Raw genomic sequence first — 19966 nt, 5'->3', positions numbered from 1 at the left:
CAGCCTCAGTCTTGCCGCTCGTCGTCGGCGGCGATGGTGGTCGGATCGTTGCCCGGCACGGGAATGGCGATGCCGATGCGCGCCAGGGTGTAGCGGACCCGCCTCAGCGTCTCGCGCACGGCGGGGCCGCGCTGCATGGCGACGCCGGCGGCCAGCGTGTCGACGATGGCGAGATGAGCATAGCGCGAGGGCGTGGGACGGAAGATGTTGCCGTCGTCGGGAATGGCGACGAGGAGGGGGATCTCGGCCGCACGCGCGAGCGGCGTGCCGGGCCGCGTCAGCGCCACGGTGGAGGCGCCGTAGGAGCGGGCGATCTCCACCGCCTCGATGACAGGCTTCGAGCGCCCGCTGTTCGAGATGGCGAGCACCGCGTCGCCCGCCGAGAGGGTCGCCGCCGACATGCGCTGCTGGTGCCCGTCCGCATAGGCTGCCGTCGGCAGGCCCATGCGGAAGAAGCGCAGGCGCGCATCTTCGGCCACGGCGCTCGAGCCGCCGCCCTGGCCGTAGATGTCGAGCCGGCGGGCGGCGGCAATCGCCGCGATCGCCTTGCGCAGCGCCTCGCTGTTGATCTGCGCCAGCGCATCGAGCACGGCCTGGCTCGCCACCTGCATGATGCCCTGCGCCAGCTGGCCGACGTCGTCCGCCGCCGGGCGATCACCCGACGCCCGCCCGGCGAGATAGGGCAGGGCGACCGCGAGGGTCCTTGCGAGCATCAGCTTGAAGTCGGCGAAGGAGGCGCAGCCGAGCGAGCGGCTGAAGCGCGTCACGCTCGGCTGGCTGACGCCGGCCCGCGCCGCGAGCTCGGCGATGGAGAGCCGCGTCGCCGCCTCATAGTCGGCGCGCACCGCCTCGCCGACGCGTCGCTCGGCCGGGCTGAGCGAGGGCATCACCTGCTCGATGCGCGAGACGATGTCGACGACGGGCGCGCGCATGGCCGCCTCAGAAGAAGGTCCGCACCGCGTCGACGACGGTGTAACCGTCGTCGACGACCATCAGCACCTGCCAGCGGTCGAAGGTGGTGCAGGGGTGCGAGATGCCGCAGGCCACGAGATCGCCCACGCGGAGGTCGGCGCCCGCCGGCAGGTCGAGACAGGCGTGCTGGTCGAAGAGCTTCGAGACGCGAAAGCCCTCGTCGAGGGGGACCGGGCGGCTGTCGCGTTCCTCGCGGAACAGATGCGTCGGCACGGGCAGATGCGCGTCGAAGCCGACGTCGCGCTTGCCCATGGTGACAATGGCGCGGCCGGGCTCCGGGACCGACTGCACCATGGCCCAGATCTCCAGCGCCGGCGCGAGCCGCCCCTGGGGCAGTGCCTCGCCGGCCCGCGCGGCGATGGCCGCGAACAGCCGCTCGTAGAGCACGCTGTCGTGGGTGATGTAGCAGCCGCTGCGCAGCACGATCCGCACCGGCCGCGACAGCGCGGGTCCGGAGAGCCCCTCGACCACGAGGTCGAAGCAGCCCGAGCCTCCGGCCGTGACGAGGATCTCCTGCCCGGCGAACAGGCCATCGGCGTCGAGCCGGCGGGAGAGCTCCGTCAGGGCCCGGAGATAGCGGCGCACGGCACCATTCTCGTCGGCCGTGCCGCTGTTGCCGATCACGCCCTCATAGCCCTCGACGCCGGCGAGGGTGAGGCCGGCGGCGCGCACGGCGCGGGCAACGGCCGCCGCCTGGTCGGGGCTGCGGCAGCCGGTGCGCCCGCCCGCGACGCCGAGCTCGACGAGACAGCCGAGCCGGGCGAGGCCGGGATGGGCAGGCAGCGCTTCGGCGAGCCGCATCACGCCGGCCACACTGTCGACGAGCGCGTAGAGGATGAGCCCCGGGTCGGCGGCGAGCAGGCGGCCGAGGGCGGCAATGGAGGCGCGGTCGACGACCTCGTTCGCCACGATGACGCGCCGCGCGCCGGCGGCGACCGCCACGCGCGCCTGCTGCGCCGTGGCGACGGTGATGCCCCAGGCCCCGGCCGCAAGCTGCAGGTCGTAGATCTGCGGTGCCATGGTCGTCTTGCCGTGGGGCGCGAGGTCGACGCCTGCGCGCCCCACGAAGTCGCGCATCCATTCGGCATTGCGGCGCATGACGCCCTGCTTCAGCACCGCCTGCGGGAAGGGCAGGTCGCCCCTCAGCACATTCCAGCCCTGCCGCGCCACGGCGGCGAGCGGCATCTCGGCGCTGTCCGGCGGCAGGCCCTTGGTCCGGCCGTCGACGGCCGAGGCGAGGATTGGATCGAGATCGAGGATCGTCATGCACGGCTCATTCGCATTGCCGCCCGTGAAGGCCGGCGCCGGGGTGCAGGTTACACCTGCTCATAGGTGAAGGCCTGGACCAGGGGCGGCTGCCCGGCCGTCAAGCCGCAGTCGGCCGGCAGCACGGCCCCCGTGACCACCGCCGCGTCGTCCGAGGCGAGGAAGGCAACGACACGGGCGATCTCCTCCGGCTCCGCGACGCGGCCGAGCGGATACCAGCGCTTGACCTCGTCGAAGACGGCGGGGTCGAGCGCGATGCGGTCGTTCCAGGCGGGCGTGCGCACCGTGCCCGGGCAGACGATGTTGACGCGGATGCCGTAGCGGCCGAGCTCCACCGCCATCGACTTCGTCAGGCTGACGAGCCCTGCCTTGGCGGCGGCATAGGCCGGATGGCCGTAGCTGCCGAGGGCGTTCACGGTGCCGATATTGACGATCGCCGTGCCGGGCCGCGCCTTGAGTGCCGGCAGCGCCGCCTCGACGACGTGGTAGGTGCCCTTCAGGTTGAGGTCGATGTCGCGGTGGAAGGCGGCGACCGTCATCGAGCCGAGCGTCTTTGCCGCCGCCGCCCCGGCGTTGTTGACGAGGATGTCGAGCCCGCCGGCGCGCTCGACCGCGGCGGTGATCGTCTGGCGCGTCGCCTCCGCGTCGCACAGGTCCGACCAGGCAAGGATCGCCGGGCGATGGGCGCCTGCCACGGGCGCGAGCGCTTCCTCGCTGCGGTCGTGGGCGATGATGCGAGCCCCCTCGCCGGTGAAATGCGCGACGAGCGCCCGGCCGATGCCGCCGCCCGCGCCGGTGACGAGCACGGTCTTGCCGGAAAACCTCATGTTGTCCTCCCTGCAGGCGGCAGTTGCGCCAGAGCGTCGCGCACCCAGGCGTGGTGGTGCGGCCTCAGCAGGCCGTCGTTGTAGAAGGCGATCTCGTCGATGCCCCGGGCTGCGAGTTCGGCCACGAGCGTCACGAGCTCCCCCTTCGCCGTCATGTCCGGCGGCCCGGGCCGCAGGATGCAGCGCAGCGGCCGCTCCCGGCCCACCCGGCGGCGCACGTCCCACAGATCGGCGAGCGCCCGCGCCGTCGAACGCTCGTAGAGCGGGATCTCCAGCCGGTCGGCGACGCCGGCGAGGGCCGCGAGGTCCGAGCCTTCGGACCAGGCGAGCGCGCTCGGCCGCTGCACCGAGGGGATGACGGCGAGCGTCACGCCCTCCGGCATCGCCGCGCGGATCGCGCCGACGAGGCTCGTCACGGGCTCCGAGCGCCAGCGCAGGAACGCGAGAAGGTCCGGGTCGCCGACGGCGTCGGCGAGCGCCCAGTGCATGGCCATGTCGTCCGCGGGCGCGGCGTCGCTCGCGAGCCATCGGTCGAGCGCGCGGGCCACCGTGTCGCGCACCCGTCGCGCCGGCACGCCGGCGGCCTCCGCGCGCGTGACGCAGCTCTGCGAGAACGACAGCCCGAGGAGGATCTCGGCCCAGGGGTTGAGCGGCACCTGCGTCAACTCGTGGTGGAAGCCGTGCGCATAGGGCAGGTAGCCGGGCGTCTCGAGCGACAGCCCGCAGACCGCCGGTCGCGAGGCGAGGTCGCGCGCCAGCGCCACCGCATAGGCGCGCACGTCGGGATGGCAGGGCTCGAGGCTGTAAACGTAGGCGTCACCGAAGGCATTGCGCACCACGCAGTCGGGGTGCGCCGCGCCGAGCGGCGTGTTGTGCAGGAGCACCGTCCAGGCATTGAGCCGCAGCCGGGCGTCGCGCGGCCAGTCGGAGAAGAGGTCGTGCCCTTCGACGAGGTTGCTCACGCGCGGCTTGATGGCACCGTAGAGCTCGGTCCGCGGCCGGAAGTAGACGGTGCCGTCCTCGGGGAACACCACCTTGCCCGCCTTGCCGCGCGGGCGGATGAACTTGCCGGCGTGGTAGGAGGCGGCGAGAGTGAGCGTGCCGATGCCCATCCCGGCCATGCGCTCCATGGCTGCGTCGAGCCCTTCCTCGGCGATGTCCCAGGCGTAGGCGTACATGGCGCGATACATGCGGGCGGGCTCCCCGGGAAACGGTGTAATTTAATTACATATTCCGAGCCCGCAGGCGGCAGCGCCTGCGAGGGCAGTTGGCCAGCATAGGCGGATGGAACGGCGGCGCAAGGCAGTCGGAGCGCCCGTTCGCAATCGGGAACATCCGTTTCGACCGCATCCCCAGTGGCAGGTCACGTCGCGCGGCTCAGGCGGGCTCCTGCCTCGCCATGTAAATTGATTTCAGAAGCGTGACCCTCGGCGGGGCGGCCGGTGGTGCGCTGCAACACCTATGGGCGTCCGGCGGGAAGCGCATCGTCGCTTGCGCGGATGATGCGCCAGCCCTTCTCCATCTCGTCCTGGAGGCGGAATTCCGCAAGCGCGATCGCCGCGACGGCGACAGCGGCGGCCGCGATACCGGCAATGAGGCCCGCGATCCGCGCGGCGGTCGCGCGGCCGGGTCTGCCGTGACGGAAAGCACGATTGGCCATGGGCGCGCGCGAGCCGAAGGAGGGGTGAATGGAACCCGTGCCCATCGGGTCTGTCACGACCTGCGCGGGTGCCGGGGCGGACATGTCGCGGACCGCGCCGGGATCGCGGTCACCGACGGCGGCGTAGGCGCGGGCGATGGTCGCATCCAGGCCGCGCTCGACCGCCCGGCGCGCCTGCTCCAGAGCCTCGTCGCCGGCATCGGGGGGGACGTGGATCGGCTGGCCGACGACGATGGCGCCGCGCCCGAAGGGCAGCGGAATGCTCGTGCGGTCCCAGTTGTCGAGATCGATGCGGCGGTTGGAGACGACGGCGAGCGGATGGATCGGCCGCCCGGAATGCTTGGCGAGGAGGACGATGCCGAGGCCCGCGCGACGGGCCGTCTTCGGCACGTCGGCCGTGAGCGCCACGCTCTCGCCGGCTGCGAGCGCCCGCAGCATCTGCCGAAAGGCGGCCATGCCTCCTTTCCTGCGCGCCTGTTGCCGGTCATGGGCGCCGGAGCCGCGGATGACCCCGAGCCCCAGGCGGCGGACGACTGCGCCGACCAGGGCGCCGTCGCGATGGCTGGAGACCAGCACTTTGACGCGCCGCCCGCCGCGTCGCGCGGCCGGCGCCAGAAGCTGCTGGCCGTGCCACATGGCGACGATGCAGGGCTCCTCGATCTCCGCCGCCGCGTCCCGCCCGGCCGGTGGCGGCCTGAAGCGGGTGGTGGCGATGACCAGCTTCAGATAGGCGGTGCACAGCGCGGAGGCAGCGCTGCGGGCGAGGGCGTCGAGCCGCGGCGCCGCCCAAGACGCCCGCATGGCCGGTCCCCCTGCAGGAGGTTCGTTGCGGCCTCGGCCCGGGCTGTCGGCTGGATCATCGTGCATGAGCGCGCTCCACGGCGGTCGCGCCCACCGACCGGCGGTGGGTGCCTTGCGCGCTCTCTCACCGGTCGAGATTGCCGAAAGCTGACGTGGTGCGGCGCGCAGGCGCGGGCCGCTCCGCAAGCCGGCTGCGAGCAGTCATTCAGCTATTCGATCGCGTATTTCTCACGAGAGGTCGTTCGCCCCGCGATGTCATGAGACATGGCGTCGTAGAATCTCAGCAATGACGGCGCTTCTTGCCGCGCGAAGCGTCGGCACGCGCGGAGGCGGTCCGCGATCACCTTGTCGCGCCCGTGGCCCATGGCGTCGAGAAGCTGTTGGTGGAGGCTGTGCAGTTCCAGGAACTCGGGGCTCTGGGCGACGCGTTCGTCGCCGACGAGGACGTGCATCCTGGTCTTGCCGGTCTTGCCGCGCAGCTCGACGAAACCGGCGTCGAGGAAGGCGAAGTCCGCCACGTCGCGCGCGACGCTGTCCGAGACGACGATGTCGAAGCCGATCGCCTTGGACGTGCTCTCGATGCGTGAGGCGACGTTCACGGTGTCGCCGACGGCAGAATAGTTGAATCGGCTCTCGGATCCCATGTTGCCGACGCAGGCGGGCCCCGCATTGATGCCGATGCCGATGGCGACCTCAGTGACCGGATAGCCGCGCCGCCTGAGCTCAAAGGCATCGGCCTCGTTCAGCGCGTTCAGAGTCTCGCGCATGCGCAGCGCTGCACGGCAGGCGCGACGCTGATGGTCGGGCACCTCGATGGGGGCGTTCCAGAACGCCATGATCGAGTCGCCGATGTATTTGTCGATCGTGCCCGCCTCGGCGATGACGTCCTCGCTCAGGCGGCCGAGAAGCCGGTTGAGGAACTCGACGACGTGGGTCGGGGTGAGCTGTTCGCTGAGTGCAGTGAAATTGCGGATGTCCACGAACATGATGGTGATGTCGCGCTCCTCGCCCCCGAGGCGCAGTGCCTTCGGGTCCTTCTCGATCTGGGCGAGGATCGACGGCGCCACGTAATGGGCGAAGGCGCGGCGCACGAAGCGCTTGTCGCGGTCGGCCGCAAAGTAGCGGAAGGTGGTGATGGCGAAGTGAAGCGCAAGCCCGGTCAGGCATGGAAAGACCGGATCGACGAGCAGTCCCCAGCGGGTGAAGGCGAGCCAGGAGCCCGTGACCGTGGCGCTGGCGATCGCCCCGCCGAGGATGAGGGCGACAGCCGGGCCGTTGAAGATCGCCGTAAGCGCGATCAGGAGGCCGATGAGTATCGTGGCCAGGACCTCGAGCGGGTCGACCCAGTCCGGGCGCAGCAGATGCGCCCCGCTCAGGATCTGCTCCAGCGCCTGGGCCTGGATCGAGACGCCGGGAACCGTCTCGCCGAGCGGTGTGGCGCGCGCGTCGAGCAGGCCGGTCGCGGACGTTCCGACGAGGACGAGGCGTCCCTCGATCACTCGCCTCAGGTCGGCATCCGGTTCGGTCGCGAGGACGCGCATCGCCGAGACGTACCGCTCCGGGGTCTCCGGCGTGAAGCGCAGGCGGATTTCGCCCGCCCGCGTCGTCGGGATGTCGAAATCGCCGACGCGGATGAGCGCGACGGCGGCCGGTGGTTTCGGCGTGCCGTGGATCAGGATCGTCGCCGCCCCTTGCGCGACCCGCAGGGCCTCGAGGGCAAGGCTGGGGAAGATCTGCCGCCCGTCCGTCCAGAGGAGCGGGACGTGGCGGACGACGCCCAGGTTGTCCTCCGGGCTGAGGCTGATCGCCCCGACCCCTGCCGCGGCCGCGTCGAGCGCCGGCAGGTTCCGCGTCGCGGCCTGGAAGTGGAAGAGGGCTTCCTTCGGATCCTGGCCCGTGTGGGCGAAGCCCGTCTTGCGCGGCGGCCGCCGGTCGTCACGGCCCGGCTGGACCCCGAAGCCGAGCACGACCGGCCGGTCGGCGATGGCGCGGGCGAATGCGACGTCCGGCGCCGCGGCGCCCGGCAATGGGGAATGCTGACTGCCGCCGATCGTCGCGGCAGTCAGACCCGTCTCGACGGGCCCCGTGGCAGCCTGCGAGCGGTCGGGTTCCGCGAAGACCATGTCGAAGACGACGACCGCTGCACCGAGATCCTGAAGCCGCTCCACGAGCCGCGCGAGCTCGGCGCGCGACCAGGGCCACTGGCCGCGTGCGGCGAGAGAGGCCTCGTCGACGTCCACGATCCGGATCGGCAGGTCCTGGAACGGACGCGGAGCAAGTCTCTGATACTCGTCGAAGACCGCCTCACGGGCGACCTTGAGCTCGAGAGGATCGAGAATGCGCAGGCCGGCGAATGCTCCGACGAGCGTCGCACCGAGGGCCATGGCGAGGACTTGCACCCGGTTCATCACCAGCCTTCATGCGCTGTCCCGGCGCGTCGGCGGCGGACCGGGTCCGGGATCGGCGGCGCCGGTTCGTCTGCCCGCGTCGCGGGGCCCGGCGATCACCGTGCCCCTCCCTGGCCGCCATCCTGTCCCCCCTGGGCATGACCGCCGCCGCGTCCGTGACCTTGGCCATGGGTGTCGCCCTGGCCGCGGCTGCCGCCGCCGAAATTCCCGCCCCCCGGCGACTCGCCTGCATTGCCGACACCCTTGTCGTTCCCCGGATTGCCCTTCGACGCCTGGCCGGCGTCGGGACCGGGGTTCGACGGAGAGCTCGGGGAGGCGGGGCTGTCCGGCGCCGCGCTGGCAGGGGTGGAGTCGCGCGGGGCGGCGGGAGTCGCCGCCGGCGCGACGCCCCCCCTCGTGTCCTCCTAGGGGAAGGTCTGGGTCAGGTCGCCGCAGGAAGAGACATTCACCTGGAAGTCCCGCCGCAGGCGGAAGGACTGGCCGACCACATAGGGAAAGTCCGCGCGCAAGCGCGAGCGCGTTTCCTGGAGGCTGGAGACCCGCCGCACCGGTCCGCGCGACGGCACGAACAGCATGCTGCACGGTTCCGTCGCTGTCAGGCACCGGCCGTTGCCGTCGCAGACGCGCGCCCGGCCGTCGAACAGGACGAAGCTCGTTTCGCCGCCGGGACCGACGGCGAGATCGAACTGCGTTCCCCTGATGCCGATGGTTGCCGTCGGCGTGCGGATGGCATAGGCGGATTTGGGGCTCGCTCCGCTCATGAACCGGAACGAGCCGCGCAGCGCATCCACCGTGAAATCCTTCACCGTCGTGCTGCCGCGCAGGACGTAGCGCTCGATCAGGAAGACGGAGTCCGGCCCCACCACGAGACGGGTGTCGTCATGGAAGCGGATCTGCGCCTCTCCGGTCGAGCCGGTGCGGATGCGGTCGCCCATATATACGGGCTGCTCGATCGCGAGAATGCGCGCGCCGGTGGGGCCGACGGCATCCGCGGCCTGCAGCACGGCCACGGCCTTACCGCTCGCATCCTGCGCCTGCGCCGCGCCGCCGGCCTGCCAGCCACCGGCGCACATGCAGGCAATGAACGCCTGCCGCCAAACGCGCGGTACCATGTCCCGACCCTCGTGGCCGCCATCCTCGCCGGCGAAGGGGGCTCTCGTGGAAAATTTACCATCATTTTTATCATCAGATAAGAGAGAAATGCAAAACTATACTTTCAGATGCAGCAAGACTTAATATATATTTCTATTCTAAATCAGGTATTATGGTATTTTGGCGCAATGACTTGAATTTGTTTGATGTTGCATATAAGTTATTGTCGGTAATATTTGGCGTGTATCATCATTAGAGTTGTAATTGCATGTTTGTCAACCGTTGTTGACGGCAATGAAATGACTGGCCCTATTGTGGAATATTCTGGCAGGATGCCCATTGTGGAGGGCGCACCTGCCGCGGTGGTCCCCACGCGGGAGAGGGCGGCGAATGGCGGCGAGGCCGGCCGCGCCTTCGGCCCGCCACCGGGCGAGCCACTTGCGGGCCGTCCGCTCGCTGATGCCGAAGCCTGCGGCGACTTCCACCACCGGCCGCCCCTCTTCGACGATCCGTCTCACCATCTCCGCTCGACCGAGCGGCGTCGTTCGCGCATTCTTGTGCGGGTGGTTCATCCTCGTGTCCTGCGGTGCTTCGTCTGGCAACGACCACCTTCAGGCCATCAGTTCGGATGAACAACCTCCTCAGATTCCACAGCTAGGGAATGGGCCTCAGCTCGCATGAATGCGATGAAGCAGCCAACGACCGAATCCTCACGGCTGGGCAGCCATGTGAGAACGAGTTCCAAGAGAGCATTAGCGTCCGTGATCGACTTGAAGATCACACCCGGGAACTTCACCTGTGCTTGTCCGGCCGTTGCCAGCGTAATGCCAAAACCAGCAGCAACGAGTGCAAGAATGCTTTGCTTGCTCGCGGGATGGGCTCGGAAGTCTGCACCGCTTCCCAAGAAAGAAGCGTATAGTTCTCTCGCAGACTGACTATCATTCCATCCTTGGACGAGTATTGTCTCGGGCCGCAACGAAGTCAGATCGATCTTACGGCATGATGCCAATCGATGATTGCTCGGCAGCGCGGCAAACATGCGCTCAGAGTAAATCGGTTCGTAGACCGCATGGGGACGCAACGTATGCTTTGTCATGAACGCGCCGTCGATCTCGCGTGCCTCAAGGGCGGCGCAGATCTGGTGCTCATGCATTTCGTGAAGCGTCAGTTCCACCTTTGGGTCCTTGCGGTGCCAGGAAGCAAGAAGGTCGGACAGCGGGTCTCCAATTGGGGGCGTCCGCACGCCCAATCTGACCTCTCCAAGTTGCCCTGACCCATTGCGCCGTCCGGCTCTCTTGATCTCGTCGAGTTCAGCGATGATACGCTTCACGTGACGCAGCGCGTGCCGGCCGCCGGGCGTCATTCGCACTCCGGACCGGCTCCGTTCGAATTGACGTTGCCCCCAAGCTCTATCCAGTTCTGAGTTCGCTTCCGGCATTGGTTATGCCCTGCTGGGCGGGTGAAGCGGCGGGCGCTTGCGCGGAGCCGTTGGCATAGCGCAGCGTGAGCGACCGTCGCGGGGCGAAGGTGCTAGCGAACTCGTTCGGTGTCTGCCAGGCGATCTGGGAGTGCGGCCGGGCGGTATTGTAGTCGGCGGGGAGAACGCCTGGCTGATCGTCGATGATACCGCGCGGTCCAGGAAGGGGCGTCACTCGGTCGGCGTTGCCCCGCAGTATGCATCGGCGCTCGGCAAGAACGCCAACTGCCAGACATTGGTGTCGCCGACGCCCGCCTCGGGCGAGGTGCCGGTTATGGTCGGGCTGCGGCTGTTCCTGCCCGAGAGCCAAACGAGCGATCCCGCCCGGCTCGAGCGCGCCGGCGTGCCGCAGGATCGTCGGGATTATCGAACCAAGCCCGAGATCGCCCCGGCCGAAATTGACCGGGTTCGCGCTGCCGGCGTGCGCTTCGGCCGCCTTCTCGCCGATGCCGGCTATGGCTTGAGCGCGCCGTTCCGCCAGGCCTTGAGCGAACGCGGCCTCACCTGGGCGGTCGGCATCCCGTTCAAGCAGAAGGTCTATCCCGCCGATGTCGCGATGATCTTCCCGGTCGCCGGGCGCGGCCGCCCGCGCCAGCGCCACATCCCCGACGTGAAGTCGATCACCGCGCAGGCGATGCTGGAGACCGCCCGATGGCGAACGATCGGCTGGCGTTGCGGCGCGAAGGGGCGCCTGTCGGCGCGCTTCGCCGCCACGCGCGTGCGTGTCGCCGACGGTCCCACCCAGTGCATCCATGACATGGGGCCCGGCACCTGCCCGGCGAGGAGGTGTGGGTCATCGGCGAGCACCGCACGACCGGCGAGCGCAAATACTATCTCTCCAACCTTCCTGCCGGCATCCCGCTCAAGAAGCTCGCCGCAGCCATCAAGGCGCGCTGGGTGTGTGAGCAGGCTCACCGGCAGCTGGAGGAAGAACCCGGTCTCGACCGCTTCGAAGGCCGCTCATGGCCAGGCCTGCATCGTCACGCATCGATGACCATGATCGCCTGTGCCTTCCTGCAATCCCGCCGTCTCAAGCTGGCGGGTGAAAAAAAAGAGCCCTCGGCCCGCCGCCGCAGCCAAGCCTTCCAGCCATCCGGCAGGCCGTCCTCACCGCGCTCGCGCCGCCGCCACCAACCCGCTGCCCGCACCGCCGCAGATCCATGGCCGCCAAATATCTGCCAAGGTAGTGGTAGGTCAAAGCTGCAGCGTCAGCCGCGCCGATGGCGCGGCGGCGCTTTACGGTCCGGCGCCGAGGCCCGGCTCGGCGAAATGAGGAAGGCGCTCAGATGTGCAGCGCGTGGCCGAGAGCCTTGAGGGCGGCTTCCTGAAAGGCCTCGCCCTGGGTCGGATGGGCATGGATCGTCGCGGCGACGTCCTCAAGGCAGGCGCCCATCTCGATGGCGAGGCCGAAACAGGCTGCGAGCTCGGATACCCCCTGGCCGACGGCCTGGATGCCCAGCACGAGGTGATTGTCGGTGCGCGCGACAATCCTGACGAAGCCATCCTCGCCCTGGCGTGTCATGGCACGCCCATTGGCGGTGAAGGGGAACTGGCCCACCGTCACCTCACGGCCCGCGGCGCGTGCCGCCTCGGGCGACAGGCCGGCCGTTACGATCTCCGGGTCGGTGAAGCAGATGGCGGGGATCACCCGCTTGTCCCAGGAGCGCTTGCGGCCGGCGATGATCTCCGCGACCATTTCGCCCTGCGCCATGGCGCGATGCGCGAGCATCGGCTCGCCGGTCACGTCGCCGATGGCATAGACGCCCCGCATGGAGGTGCGACAATGGTCGTCGATGCGGATGAAGGCGCCATCCCGGTCGAGGTCGATCTCGTCGAGCCCCCAGCCTTCGATCACTGGCCGACGGCCGACGGCGACAAGGATCCGATCCGCGGCGAGCTGCAGCTCCCGGCCATCGGCCGTCTCGACCAGGAGCTTGTCCCCGGTTGACGACAGGCCCCTGGCCTTGGCCCCGAGCAGCAGCTCGGCTCCCAGCGCTTCGAGCCGCTTGACGACCGGACGGGTGAGCTCGGCGTCATACTGCGGCAGGATGCGCGGCAGGGCCTCGACCACGGTCAGCCGCGATCCCATGCGGGCGAACGCCATGCCGAGTTCGAGGCCGATATAGCCTGCCCCGACCACGATGAGGTTTTGCGGCAGTTCCGCGAGCGCCAGAGCCCCGGTCGAGGAGATGATCGGGCCGCCGAAGGGCAGAGCCGGCAGCTCGACCGGGGCCGAGCCGGTCGCGATCACGACGGCTTCGGCGCGGATCACCTGCCGCCCGGTCTCGGTCTCCACCTCGACGGTCTTGCCGTCGCGGAAACGCGCCCGGCCCTCGACCGTCTTGACCTTCGCCTTCCTCAGGAGCCCGGCGACGCCCGTGTTCAGGCGTCCCACGATATTGTCCTTCCAGGCGACCGTTCGGGCGAGGTCGATGGCGGGCTCCCGCAGGCTGATGCCGAGAGGACCGGCATCGGCCGCATAGTGCAGGACCTTCTCATATTCCTCTGCGGCGTGGATCAGCGCCTTGGAGGGGATGCAGCCGACGTTGAGGCAGGTGCCGCCGGGCTTGCCCGCATCCACGATCACCGTGTCGAGCCCGAGCTGGCCGGCGCGGATCGCGCAGACATAACCGCCCGGTCCGGCGCCGATCACCAGAAGCTTGCAGGAGATCTCCCTCATGCCGCCGCCCCCGGAGGCATCCGAACGGATAGGGCCCTTCCCGGCATCGTCAGGTCTCCATGAAGATCATCGCCGGCGTCTCCAGGAGCGCCTTGATGCGCTGGACGAAGACCGCGGCATCCCAGCCGTCGACGACGCGGTGATCGAAGCTCGAGGAGAGGTTCATCATCTTCCTCGGGATGAACTGCGAACCGTCCCAGACGGGTCGCACGGCGATCTTGTTGACGCCGACGATCGCGACTTCCGGATGGTTGATCACCGGCGTGGTCGCGATGCCGCCCAACGCCCCGAGCGAGGTGATGGTGATGGTCGAGCCTGTGAGCTCCTCGCGCGTCGCGAGGCCGGCACGGGCGGCCTCGGCGAGCCGGGCCGTCTCGGCGGCACAGTCCCACAGATCGCGCGCCTCCGCGTGCCGCACCACCGGCACGACGAGCCCTGCCGGTGTCTGGGTGGCGATGCCGATATGGACACCGCCGTGGATCGCGATCACCCCTGCTTCATCGTCGAAGAGGGCGTTCATCCCGGGCTGTTCGGCGATCGCCCTCACCATGGCGCGCATCAGGAAGGGGATGAGGGTGAGCCGCGGCCGGTCGTCGCGCTTGTCGCGGTTGAGTGCGGCGCGCAACTCTTCCAGCGCCGTCACGTCGACCTCCTCGACATAGGTGATGTGCGGGATGCGCGATTTCGCCAGCGCCATCTTCTCCGCGATCCTGCGGCGCAGGCCGATCACCTTGACCTCCTGGATCGAGGTGTCGGCCTGGCGGGCGGTACGGGCGACCGTCAGCCCGCCGGCCATGAAGGCATCGAGGTCCGCGTGCGTGATGCGGTTGGCCGGGCCGGTGCCGGCGACCTGGCGCAGGTCGATGCCCGCCTCGCGAGCGCGCAGCCTGACGGCCGGCGAGGCGAGCGGCTTCTCGCCTTCCGGGCGCGGGGCGCCCGGGGCGACCCGATGGCCGCCGGCCGGCCGCGGTGCGGCCATGGTCGGTTTCGTCTCGACAGGTTCCGACGGTCGCGTTGCGGCGATCTGGGCCGGTTTCGCCGCCTCCGCGACGATGAGCGGCCTGGCCTCATGAGGCTGCTGCGCTTCGAGCGGCTCTTGCGGCGCGATCAGGCCTTCGCCCTCCGTCTTCAGCCGCACCAGCGGGGCGCCGACGGCGACCATGGCGCCGACCTCGGCGCCGAGCCACAACACTTCGCCGTCGACCGGTGAGGGAATTTCGACCGTGGCCTTGTCGGTCATGACGGCGGCGAGCACGGCGTCCTCGCGCACGACGTCGCCGATCTTGACGTGCCACTCGACCAGCTCGGCCTCGGCGATGCCCTCGCCGACATCGGGAAGCCTGATGACATGCTCGGCCATGCGTCACGCCTCCATCGTCGCGAGCAGGGCCTCGCCGACCCGCTTCGGACCGGGGAAGTAGTCCCACTCCTGCGCGTGCGGATAGGGCGTGTCCCAGCCGGTGACGCGGGCGATGGGCGCCTCGAGGTGGAAGAAGCAGTGCTCCTGCACGAGCGCCGCAAGCTCGGCCCCGAAGCCGGAGGTGAGCGTGGCCTCGTGCACGACGACGCAGCGCCCGGTCTTCTTCACCGACGCCACGATCGCCTCGAGGTCGAGGGGGAGCAGGGTCCTGAGATCGATGATCTCGGCATCAATGCCGACCTCCTCGGCCGCGGCCTGGGCGACATGCACCATGGTGCCGTAGGCAAGTACGGTCAGGTCCTTGCCCTCCCGGCGCACCGCCGCGCTGCCGAGCGGCACGGTGAAATGGCCCTCCGGCACCTCGCCGAGGTCGTGCTTCGACCAGGGCGTGACCGGCCTGTCGTGGTGGCCGTCGAAGGGGCCATTGTAGAGGCGCTTGGGCTCGAGAAAGATGACAGGGTCGGGGTCTTCGATGGCGGCGATCAGCAGGCCCTTGGCGTCGTAAGGGTTGGATGGCACCGCGACCTTCAGCCCGCAGACATGGGTGAACAGCGCTTCAGGACTCTGGCTGTGCGTCTGTCCGCCGAAGATGCCGCCCCCCGCCGGCATGCGCACGACCATCGGACAGGTGAACTGGCCGTTGGATCGATATCGGATGCGCGCCGCCTCCGACACGAGCTGATCGTAGGCCGGATAGACATAGTCGGCGAACTGCACCTCCACGCAGGGGCGCAGGCCGTATGCCGCCATGCCGATGGCGGCGCCGACGATGCCGAGTTCGCTGATCGGGGTGTCGAAGCAGCGGGTCCTGCCGTACTTGCGCTGCAGTCCCTGCGTGCAGCGGAACACGCCGCCGAAATAGCCGACGTCCTCGCCGAACACGACGACATTGTCGTCCCGCTCCATCGAAACGTCGATGGCGCTGCGGATCGCTTCGATCATTGTCATGCGCGGCATGGGAGCACTCCCTGACGACGCGCCATTTGCAGGACCCGGCCGCCGTCCCCGGCGCACGCCTTGCTCCGATGGGGAGAGCGAGGCGCGCAGCACCCGATGTGAGCCGTCGCGCACGCGGCCGTTTCCATGGTCACACCCCCGCCTGCTGGCGCTGGCGCCTGAGATGCGGCGGCATCTCGGCGTAGACGCCCTCGAACATGTCGCGCACCGAGGGCTTGCCGCCCGAATGCAGCGTGCCGTGCTTCTCGGCCTCCTTCTGCGCGCCGATGACCGTCTCGAGGATCTCGGCTTCGAGCTGCCTGTGGCGCTCCTCGCTCCAGATGCCCTTGCGGATCAGGTGGTTCTTCAACCGGATCACGGGGTCGCCGAGCGGCCAGGCCTCCGTTTCCTCCTTCGGCCGGTAGGCGGAGGGATCGTCCGATGTCGAATGTGCGCCGACGCGGTAGGTGACGTGCTCGATCAGTGTCGGCCCGAGGTTGCGCCGCGCACGTTGCGCCGCCCACATGGCGACCGCATGGACGGCGGGATAGTCGTTGCCGTCGACCCTCAGCGCCGGGATGCCGAAGCCGAGCGCGCGGGCGGCGAAGGTGCCCGATCCGCCGCGCGCGATGCCCTGGAAGGTCGAGATCGCCCACTGATTGTTGACGATGTTGAGCACCACCGGGGCGCGGTAGGTCGAGGCGAAGACCAGGGCAGCATGGAAGTCGGACTCGGCGGTCGAGCCGTCGCCGATCCAGCCGACGGCGATCTTGCTGTCGTTCTTGATCGCCGAGGCCATGGCCCATCCGACGGCCTGGATGAACTGCGTGCCGAGATTGCCCGAGATCGAGAAGAAGCCGTGCTCCTTCGACGAATACATGATCGGCAGCTGGCGGCCCTTCAGGGGATCGGCCTCGTTGGAGTAGATCTGGTTCATCATGTCGACGATCGGGTAGCCGCCGGCGATGAGCAGGCCAGCCTGCCGATAGGTCGGGAAGTTCATGTCACCCGGCGCGAGCGCCTTGCGGAAGGCGCAGCTGACCGCCTCCTCCCCCATGTGCTGCATGTAGAAGGAGGTCTTGCCCTGGCGCTGCGCCATCAGCATGCGCGCGTCGAAGGCGCGCAGCGTCATCATGTGACGCAGACCCTCGTTGAGCTCCTCGTCCGACAGCGTACCGGCCCACGGGCCGACAGCCTCCCCCTCGCGGTTGAGCACCCGGATGATGGAGAAGGCGAGGTCGCGGATCTCCCTGGGGTCGACGTCGATCGGCGGGCGCGCGACCGAGCCGGCCTTGGGGATCACGACGTTGGAGAAGTCAGGCGTATCGCCCGGCCGCACCGCTGGTTCGGGAACATGGAGGCTCAGCGGACCATACTCCGATGTGCTCATTGCCCCCTCGCTCGAAACGATGGCCCGCAGGCGGCGCGCGGCGGGCCTGCCGGCCGCTCTCCGACCCGCAGAGCACGTCGACCGACTGCCGCCGGGGCTCACCCGACGATGTGCTCATCTTGCGCCCATTCGACTCTATGGGAAACACCGTGGAAATCTTGCGGAAGGACATGATGTTTTCGCCTCACGGCGGATGAAATTTCTGTCATACTCCACATTGACAGAAAATTTATCGACGAGACTTGGAGGGTCCGCCATGACAAGGCCGCTCGATCAGATCGACAAACGAATCTTGAATGCCCTCGTCGCCGAGGGGCGGCAGACGACGAACGAGCTCTCGGAGCGCGTGGGGCTGTCGCCGAGTCCGTGCTGGCAGAGAGTCCGCCGCCTCGAGAACGAGGGCTACATTCAGGGCTACAGTGCCCTGGTTGATTTTCGCCGGCTGGGATACACCGATATCGTTCTGATCGACATCAGGCTGAACAGCCATGATGATGATGTTCTGGAGAAATTTGGTGCATCCATTGCTTCGTTGCCGGAAGTCATGGATGTGCATTTGACCACAGGTGAATTCGATTACTTCATAAAGGTTGCAGTCAAGGGCGCGCAGGGGCTGGAGGATTTTCTCTTTCGCAAGCTCTACAAGATCGATGGTATCCGGAATACGAGGACGAGCTTCGTCATTCGGAGCCTGAAGGATACCCACGCGCCGTATCCGTTCTGATCGAAGGGGAAGGGCTGAGCGGATCTCCCGGGACGCCATGCCGCGGGCCGCGCCGCCGGAGCGGGGACAAGCGCTGATGCCGATGGGTGCGCCTGACGGGCGGGTGCCCGGCATGGCGTTCAACCGGCGCTGCCTGGACGATCGGGGCGTCTAGGTGGCCGGCTGCCTCACTCGCGAGATCCTGCCAGCATATGGGGATGAGACAGACAAATTTGCTGTGTGGACTGTCGGCGCATCCGGTGTCTCCATGCGCCTCCCTCGCGGCGAGCGAGGGAGGGGCCTGGACCACTGCGTCGGATCGGACCGACCGTTGACGCGGTGACCCGGGGCCGAACCTGCCGTTCGGCCTCGCCGTGGCGTCGCCCGCGACGGGTCCGCCGACTGCACTCTCAGGGCGCGGCCTGTTTGAGCTGCCTGCGGTCAATCTTTCCCGTCGATGTCTTCGGCAGCGATCGGCACAGTTCCATCTCCTCCGGAACCATGTAGCTGGGCAGTCTCCGGAGGCAGTGTCTCTTCAGGTCGCCGAAATCGACCGTTGCGCCGTCGGCGGCGACGATGAAAGCCTTGAGGAACCGCGCGCGCCGCGCGTCTCCACGATCGATGATGCGACCTCCGTGACGTCAGGGTGTCGCAGGATGGCATCTTCGACTTCATTGAGGTTGACGCGATATCCTCTGATTTTGACCTGTGCGTCCTTGCGCCCGACATGGCGAAAATTGCCATCTGTATCCAATTCCACGAGATCGCCACTCTTGTAGACCGGGGCGTGGAAGTTGGCGTGAAGGGGATCTTGCACGAACCGCGCCGCTGTGAGCTCCGGGTCACCCCAATAGCCCTGCGATACGGTGCCTCCGCGGGCGTGCAATTCGCCGACAAAGCCCGGTTGCGAAATCAGGGCACCCTCGTCATCCAGGGCGAAGGCATCGAGACGCGCCCCCCGTCCGATGGGGAGAACATCGCCGGTCGGGAGGTCGACGACGCGTTTGGAGTCCGTTTGAGAATGGGATCAGTGGCTGATCCTGTGGAGGAGCAGGCTGCCGAGGGGGGGTGTCCCTGATGGTGGTGTAGCTGACGGAGGGGACCGTCGCTTGCCGGCATTGGCCGGGCTGGCCAGGCTGCGACGTTTGGTAAGCTGACGAGGGGATCATCGCTGATCGGGGCGATGCTTTCCAGCGTGATGTAGCGGGCGCGCTGGACGGCCCATTCGTCGTTCTGTTCGAGCAGGATCGCGCCGACGAGCCGTGTGATGGCGGCCTCGTTCGGGAAGATGCCGACGACCTCGGTGCGGCGCTTGATCTCGCCGTTGAGGCGCTCCAGCGGGTTGGTGCTGTGCAGCTTGGCGCGGTGCTGGGTCGGGAAGGTCATGCAGGCGAGCACGTCGGTCTCGGCGGCATCCATCAGCGCGGCGAGCTTGGGAACGGTCGGCCTGAGCTGATCAGCGACCTTGCGCCATTGCTGGCTGGCGGCCGCCGCATCGTCCTGGGCGAAGGCGGTGGCGATGAAGGCCGAGACGACACGCCGTCCGCTGCGGCCGGCGTGAGCCAGGGCATTGCGCATGAAGTGCACCCGGCAGCGCTGCCAGGTCGCGGTCAGCACCTTCGCGACGGCGGCCTTGATGCCCTCATGGCTGTCGGAGACGACGAGCTTGACGCCGCGCAGACCGCGCCGCGCCAGCTTGCGCAGGAAGGCGGTCCAGAAGGTCTCGGCCTCGGACGGGCCGATATCCATGCCCAACACCTCGCGCCTTCCGTCGCCGTTGACGCCGACCGCGACGATCACCGCGACCGAGACGATTCGGCCGGCCTGGCGCACCTTCACATAGGTGGCGTCGATCCACAGATAGGGCCAGTTGCCCTCGATCGGCCGATCGAGGAAGGCCTGCACCCGCTCGTCGATCTCCTCGCAGAGCCGCGAGACCTGGCTCTTGGAGATGCCGCTCATGCCCATCGTCTTGACCAGATCGTCGACCGAGCGGGTCGAGATGTCCTGGATATAGGCTTCCTGGATCACCGCCGTCAGCGCCTTCTCCACCATGCGCCGCGGCTCGGGGAAGCCGGGGAAGTAGCTGCCCTTGCGCAGCTTCGCGATGCGCAGCCGACCGTGCCAGCTCGCGTCTCCCAGTCGCGCTCGCGATAGCCGTTGCGCTGCGCCCGTCGCGCAGGGTCCTTCTCGCCATAGGCCGCGCCGGTCACGGCGCCGAACTCCAGTTCCATCAGCCGCTGCGCGGCAAAGCCGATGACGTTGCCCCTGCGATCTAATCCGGATTGAAGTTCGTTCTGGCCCACTGAGAGGACCAGGACATGAAGCGCAGCC

The 19966-nt window shown here is 68.5% G+C and carries 16 protein-coding genes and 2 pseudogenes; 2 read left to right on the top strand and 16 right to left on the bottom strand.

What is annotated here, in order from left to right; translation table 11 throughout:
- Positions 1 to 5 precede the first annotated feature (5 nt).
- From QNA08_RS17275 to QNA08_RS17235, 9 genes are all read right to left on the bottom strand, one after another.
- Positions 6 to 932, bottom strand: a complete 927-nt coding sequence (locus QNA08_RS17275) for a MurR/RpiR family transcriptional regulator (RefSeq protein WP_283741969.1) — start codon at positions 930 to 932, stop codon at positions 6 to 8.
- Between the two features lie 7 nt (positions 933 to 939).
- Positions 940 to 2238: an alanine racemase gene (locus QNA08_RS17270; RefSeq protein WP_283741968.1), complete on the bottom strand. Its 1299-nt coding sequence runs from the start codon at positions 2236 to 2238 to the stop codon at positions 940 to 942.
- A gap of 50 nt (positions 2239 to 2288) precedes the next feature.
- A complete protein-coding gene (locus QNA08_RS17265) occupies positions 2289 to 3065 on the bottom strand; it encodes an SDR family oxidoreductase (RefSeq protein WP_283741967.1) in 777 nt (258 codons plus the stop codon).
- A complete protein-coding gene (locus QNA08_RS17260) occupies positions 3062 to 4255 on the bottom strand; it encodes a hypothetical protein (RefSeq protein WP_283741966.1) in 1194 nt (397 codons plus the stop codon). The genes QNA08_RS17265 and QNA08_RS17260 overlap by 4 nt, the downstream gene beginning before the upstream one ends.
- A gap of 269 nt (positions 4256 to 4524) precedes the next feature.
- Entirely contained in the window at positions 4525 to 5526 is a 1002-nt protein-coding gene (locus QNA08_RS17255; RefSeq protein WP_283741965.1) for a lysophospholipid acyltransferase family protein, read from the bottom strand.
- Positions 5527 to 5735: 209 nt separating this feature from the next.
- Positions 5736 to 7934: a CHASE2 domain-containing protein gene (locus QNA08_RS17250; protein WP_283741964.1), complete on the bottom strand. Its 2199-nt coding sequence runs from the start codon at positions 7932 to 7934 to the stop codon at positions 5736 to 5738.
- Positions 7935 to 8338: 404 nt separating this feature from the next.
- Positions 8339 to 9046 (bottom strand): FecR family protein, encoded by a 708-nt coding sequence (locus QNA08_RS17245; RefSeq protein ID WP_283741963.1) that lies wholly within the window; start codon positions 9044 to 9046, stop codon positions 8339 to 8341.
- Positions 9047 to 9301: 255 nt separating this feature from the next.
- Positions 9302 to 9598 carry a helix-turn-helix domain-containing protein gene (locus QNA08_RS17240; RefSeq protein ID WP_283741962.1) on the bottom strand — a complete coding sequence of 99 codons (297 nt, stop codon included), beginning with the start codon at positions 9596 to 9598 and terminating at the stop codon, positions 9302 to 9304.
- A 47-nt stretch (positions 9599 to 9645) separates the two neighbouring features.
- Positions 9646 to 10389 (bottom strand): LysR family substrate-binding domain-containing protein, encoded by a 744-nt coding sequence (locus QNA08_RS17235; RefSeq protein WP_283741961.1) that lies wholly within the window; start codon positions 10387 to 10389, stop codon positions 9646 to 9648.
- 223 nt (positions 10390 to 10612) lie between these two features.
- Here QNA08_RS17235 and QNA08_RS17230 point away from each other — a divergent pair.
- A pseudogene (locus QNA08_RS17230) lies at positions 10613 to 11655 on the top strand (IS701 family transposase); the annotation flags it as partial.
- Positions 11656 to 11785: 130 nt separating this feature from the next.
- Here QNA08_RS17230 and lpdA read toward each other — a convergent pair.
- The 4 genes from lpdA to QNA08_RS17210 all read right to left on the bottom strand — a co-directional run bounded on the left by lpdA (position 11786) and on the right by QNA08_RS17210 (position 16929).
- Positions 11786 to 13183 carry a dihydrolipoyl dehydrogenase gene (lpdA, locus tag QNA08_RS17225; protein ID WP_283741960.1) on the bottom strand — a complete coding sequence of 466 codons (1398 nt, stop codon included), beginning with the start codon at positions 13181 to 13183 and terminating at the stop codon, positions 11786 to 11788.
- A 49-nt stretch (positions 13184 to 13232) separates the two neighbouring features.
- Complete coding sequence (locus tag QNA08_RS17220; protein WP_283741959.1) at positions 13233 to 14543, bottom strand: dihydrolipoamide acetyltransferase family protein; 1311 nt, start codon at positions 14541 to 14543, stop codon at positions 13233 to 13235.
- A gap of 3 nt (positions 14544 to 14546) precedes the next feature.
- Complete coding sequence (locus tag QNA08_RS17215; protein WP_283741958.1) at positions 14547 to 15560, bottom strand: alpha-ketoacid dehydrogenase subunit beta; 1014 nt, start codon at positions 15558 to 15560, stop codon at positions 14547 to 14549.
- A gap of 130 nt (positions 15561 to 15690) precedes the next feature.
- A complete protein-coding gene (locus QNA08_RS17210) occupies positions 15691 to 16929 on the bottom strand; it encodes a 3-methyl-2-oxobutanoate dehydrogenase (2-methylpropanoyl-transferring) subunit alpha (protein ID WP_283741957.1) in 1239 nt (412 codons plus the stop codon).
- Between the two features lie 256 nt (positions 16930 to 17185).
- On the opposite strand from QNA08_RS17210, the gene QNA08_RS17205 reads away from it, so the two are divergent.
- Positions 17186 to 17653 carry an Lrp/AsnC family transcriptional regulator gene (locus QNA08_RS17205; RefSeq protein ID WP_283741956.1) on the top strand — a complete coding sequence of 156 codons (468 nt, stop codon included), beginning with the start codon at positions 17186 to 17188 and terminating at the stop codon, positions 17651 to 17653.
- Between the two features lie 389 nt (positions 17654 to 18042).
- Here the strand turns inward: QNA08_RS17205 and QNA08_RS19080 are convergent, their stop codons facing one another.
- The 3 genes and pseudogenes from QNA08_RS19080 to QNA08_RS17195 all read right to left on the bottom strand — a co-directional run.
- Positions 18043 to 18210 carry an AMP-binding enzyme gene (locus QNA08_RS19080; RefSeq protein ID WP_422679944.1) on the bottom strand — a complete coding sequence of 56 codons (168 nt, stop codon included), beginning with the start codon at positions 18208 to 18210 and terminating at the stop codon, positions 18043 to 18045.
- Entirely contained in the window at positions 18168 to 18449 is a 282-nt protein-coding gene (locus tag QNA08_RS17200) for a hypothetical protein (RefSeq protein ID WP_340322331.1), read from the bottom strand. Before QNA08_RS17200 ends, QNA08_RS19080 begins: the two co-directional genes overlap by 43 nt.
- A 317-nt stretch (positions 18450 to 18766) precedes the next feature.
- Positions 18767 to 19950 (bottom strand): annotated as a pseudogene (locus QNA08_RS17195) (IS256 family transposase); the annotation flags it as partial.
- Between the last annotated feature and the right edge of the window lie 16 nt (positions 19951 to 19966).

This window comes from Chelatococcus albus (assembly GCF_030067675.1).
GTDB classification, from domain to species: domain Bacteria; phylum Pseudomonadota; class Alphaproteobacteria; order Rhizobiales; family Beijerinckiaceae; genus Chelatococcus_A; species Chelatococcus_A albus.
The sequence above is the reverse complement of the archived record's forward strand: the minus strand, read 5'-3'. Positions and strand labels throughout refer to the sequence as shown.

Bases quoted from the DNA above. Each gene is read 5' to 3' on its own strand.
- QNA08_RS17265 (WP_283741967.1), bottom strand. From the start codon at position 3,065: ATGAGGTTTTCCGGCAAGACCGTGCTCGTCACCGGCGCGGGCGGCGGC.
- lpdA (WP_283741960.1), bottom strand. From the start codon at position 13,183: ATGAGGGAGATCTCCTGCAAGCTTCTGGTGATCGGCGCCGGACCGGGC.
- QNA08_RS17250 (WP_283741964.1), bottom strand. From the start codon at position 7,934: ATGAACCGGGTGCAAGTCCTCGCCATGGCCCTCGGTGCGACGCTCGTC.
- QNA08_RS17215 (WP_283741958.1), bottom strand. From the start codon at position 15,560: ATGCCGCGCATGACAATGATCGAAGCGATCCGCAGCGCCATCGACGTT.
- QNA08_RS17205 (WP_283741956.1), top strand. From the start codon at position 17,186: ATGACAAGGCCGCTCGATCAGATCGACAAACGAATCTTGAATGCCCTC.
- QNA08_RS17275 (WP_283741969.1), bottom strand. From the start codon at position 932: ATGCGCGCGCCCGTCGTCGACATCGTCTCGCGCATCGAGCAGGTGATG.
- QNA08_RS17220 (WP_283741959.1), bottom strand. From the start codon at position 14,543: ATGGCCGAGCATGTCATCAGGCTTCCCGATGTCGGCGAGGGCATCGCC.
- QNA08_RS17270 (WP_283741968.1), bottom strand. From the start codon at position 2,238: ATGACGATCCTCGATCTCGATCCAATCCTCGCCTCGGCCGTCGACGGC.
- QNA08_RS17255 (WP_283741965.1), bottom strand. From the start codon at position 5,526: ATGCGGGCGTCTTGGGCGGCGCCGCGGCTCGACGCCCTCGCCCGCAGC.
- QNA08_RS17260 (WP_283741966.1), bottom strand. From the start codon at position 4,255: ATGTATCGCGCCATGTACGCCTACGCCTGGGACATCGCCGAGGAAGGG.
- QNA08_RS17240 (WP_283741962.1), bottom strand. From the start codon at position 9,598: ATGAACCACCCGCACAAGAATGCGCGAACGACGCCGCTCGGTCGAGCG.
- QNA08_RS17245 (WP_283741963.1), bottom strand. From the start codon at position 9,046: ATGGTACCGCGCGTTTGGCGGCAGGCGTTCATTGCCTGCATGTGCGCC.
- QNA08_RS17210 (WP_283741957.1), bottom strand. From the start codon at position 16,929: ATGAGCACATCGGAGTATGGTCCGCTGAGCCTCCATGTTCCCGAACCA.
- QNA08_RS17235 (WP_283741961.1), bottom strand. From the start codon at position 10,389: ATGACGCCCGGCGGCCGGCACGCGCTGCGTCACGTGAAGCGTATCATC.